This is a genomic window from Luteibacter sp. P4_E6, assembly GCF_056401535.1.
Genome location: NZ_JBFUJE010000563.1, coordinates 1 through 2,380, shown reverse-complemented (window position 1 = coordinate 2,380; position 2,380 = coordinate 1). Strand labels below are relative to the sequence as shown.

Sequence of the window (2,380 nt, the reverse complement as noted above, 5' to 3'; positions counted from 1 at the left end):
ACGCACCCAGGGCGACGTCGCGGGTCAGTCTGCTTTCGAAGAAGCGTTTCCAGGAAAGGTTCTCGCGGAACCCTTCCCTGAGAACAAGGAGCATTGGTGCCAGGCTGAGCGCCCCGAGGTAGGCGCCGAGGACGTACGCCAGAAGATCGATCAAGGCTTCGGAACGCCATGCGTCCCACCCATCCGGGGTCACGATCAGCGCGGCGAACACGGCCATATCGGTTCGCACCGCGGTAATCAGGGCGCAGACGAGGGTGGCGAACAGGATCGTGGTCGCGTTGAGCTGCCCGTTGGCGTCATAGAGCGGCATCTTCTCGCGAATGGCCTTGACGAAAGGCATGCACAGCGGGATGAAGGGGATGGAGGAAACGCAGGTCCACGCCCAGCCGAAGTCTGCTTGGTGGAGGAGGGCGTTCTGCACTACCGGCAGGGACTCCCCGAGAATCAGGGCGGGCCAGAACCGGTAAGGGACGAGCAGCAGACAGCCCAGGCGAAGCCCGGCGGTGAGAATCCAATGCGAATAGGAGAAATACCGGGTCACCTCGTAGCACGCGGCATACGCGGCGGCCACGGCCAGGATCTGTCCCCATGATGCTCGCTCGCTCGTGGCTCCCTGCATTCTGCTCGCTCCCCAGCGATGTCCTCTCACGTCGTTAATTCGAAATACCCAGCCCCGGGCGCAGCCGGCCGGCGTCATGCCGCATGATGTGGGCGCGCGGAGGGAATGGGAAGGCCGCCCGGCGACAATTCCCCCCGATTGCCGAATTTACATCATCCTAGACCTTCGGCCACCGCCATGCGTGTACGACCACGGCAGCGGTCAGCAGCACCTCGATGACACCAAGAACGAGGTAGAACGCCGGCGCCCCGGGCATGGTCAGCAGCATGATCAGTGTATAAAACAGGCCCAAGACGACGTTCGCCCAGCGGCAGAGGCTGGCTGGCAGCGCCAGGGACCCGAAGATCATCAGCGCCGGGACCGCCATCAGCAGGCTGACGCCCACCAGGATGCCCGGTGTCGTCGGCCCTAACGGGCCGAAGTTGCCGGCGATCATGTCCTGAATCCGGCCGGCGGCGAACAGGCCGAAGTAGTCGCCGTAGATGTAGCAGGACATCAACGAGGCCCATAGGCCGGCCAGCTTGATTCGTACAGAGGGTTTGGCGTCCTGCAACGTACTCATTGGGTTTTGTTCCCGGTCAGGATGAAACGCCGCGCGCCGAAGACGAGCAGCCAGAGCATGAAGGCGACTTCGCCGAGCTGGAGGGGGAAGCACGCCGTGTCGAGGCTGTCCGAGAGCTGCGGCATGACGAAACCCGCGAAGCTCTGTGCAATGTAGGCAAACGCATTAAGCATCAGCCACACGGCCAGTACGCGCGGAAGGAAACCACAGCGCCAGACAAGGATGGCCAGGGGTATGAGCCACAGTCCCCACAACATTTCGGCAGCGGTGATGACTTCGCGGTGCACGCGCAGGAACAGCATGGCCAGCGATTCGCGCTGCGCCTGGCTGAAGGCATCGAGGAAGGGGGCCCCGCGTACCAGGACCAGAGCCGCGGCATCGTTGGCGGTGTTGATGAAATAGATAGCCGACGGCAGCAGGCCGCCGAAGATCACCATCGTCACGGCTAACGTAGGCCCCGCGGACTTGAGCAATCGGTGGAGCGCCAGCACAACGAAAATCAGCATGGTTCCGATGAACAGGTCGCCAAACATGCCCCAGCGAAACAGCGTCTCGTGCGCGGCGATGTTCGTAGCGGTTTCAGCCGGGTTACCGCTCACCAGGAGCGCGCTCGGTATGTAGATGAGGCGGAGCGGACCCACCAGGCAGATCAGCAGATACGTGAATCCGGCCAGGCGAGCGTCCCTGTTGAGCGGTGTCATGGCGATCCCCTTCGCGACGGTGGTCCGACCAAGGGAAGGTGCGCTCGTCTTACGTTGCTGCCACGTGCCGGAAGTCGTGCCAGATAACGAAAACGGCGCCCGAAGGCGCCGTCCGTTGAATCGCTTGGCAGAAGGACCGCTTAGGCGACCGTCTTGCCGTTCACCGAGATATCGACATCGACATTGCCACGGGTAGCGTGGGAGTAGGGGCAGACCTTCTCATGAGCGGTCTTGACGATCTCCAGCGCGGTGGCGTCGTCGACACCCGGCAGGCTCACTTCGAGCTTCACCTTGATGCCGAAGCCGGAGTCGTTGCGCGGGCCGATACCGACCGAGCTGGCGACCGAAGCGCCGTCGACCTTGACCTTCTGCTGGCCGGCGACGAAGCGCACGGCACCTTCGAAGCAGGCGGCGTAGCCAGCGGCAAAGAGCTGTTCGGGATTGCTGCCGCCGCCATTGCCACCCATTTCCTTCGGCAGGCGCAGGTCGAGCTTGATC

General features: G+C 63.2%; 4 protein-coding genes. All 4 read right to left on the bottom strand.

Features of this window, described 5'->3' with window-relative positions; genetic code table 11:
* A partial coding sequence (locus AC1DT2_RS20805; RefSeq protein ID WP_477298448.1) for an MASE1 domain-containing protein occupies positions 1-619 on the bottom strand: 619 nt, incomplete at its 3' end.
* Positions 620-776: 157 nt separating this feature from the next.
* The gene (locus AC1DT2_RS20800) at positions 777-1,181 is read right to left on the bottom strand and encodes a DUF6326 family protein (RefSeq protein WP_477298447.1); all 405 of its coding nucleotides are present in this window, start codon (positions 1,179-1,181) and stop codon (positions 777-779) included.
* Positions 1,178-1,882 carry a DUF4386 domain-containing protein gene (locus tag AC1DT2_RS20795; RefSeq protein ID WP_477298446.1) on the bottom strand — a complete coding sequence of 235 codons (705 nt, stop codon included), beginning with the start codon at positions 1,880-1,882 and terminating at the stop codon, positions 1,178-1,180. Before AC1DT2_RS20795 ends, AC1DT2_RS20800 begins: the two co-directional genes overlap by 4 nt.
* 140 nt (positions 1,883-2,022) lie before the next feature.
* On the bottom strand, positions 2,023-2,380 hold a 358-nt coding region (locus AC1DT2_RS20790; protein WP_477298445.1), incomplete at its 5' end, for an organic hydroperoxide resistance protein.

Bases quoted from the DNA above. Each gene is read 5' to 3' on its own strand.
- AC1DT2_RS20795 (WP_477298446.1), bottom strand. From the start codon at position 1,882: ATGACACCGCTCAACAGGGACGCTCGCCTGGCCGGATTCACGTATCTG.
- AC1DT2_RS20800 (WP_477298447.1), bottom strand. From the start codon at position 1,181: ATGAGTACGTTGCAGGACGCCAAACCCTCTGTACGAATCAAGCTGGCC.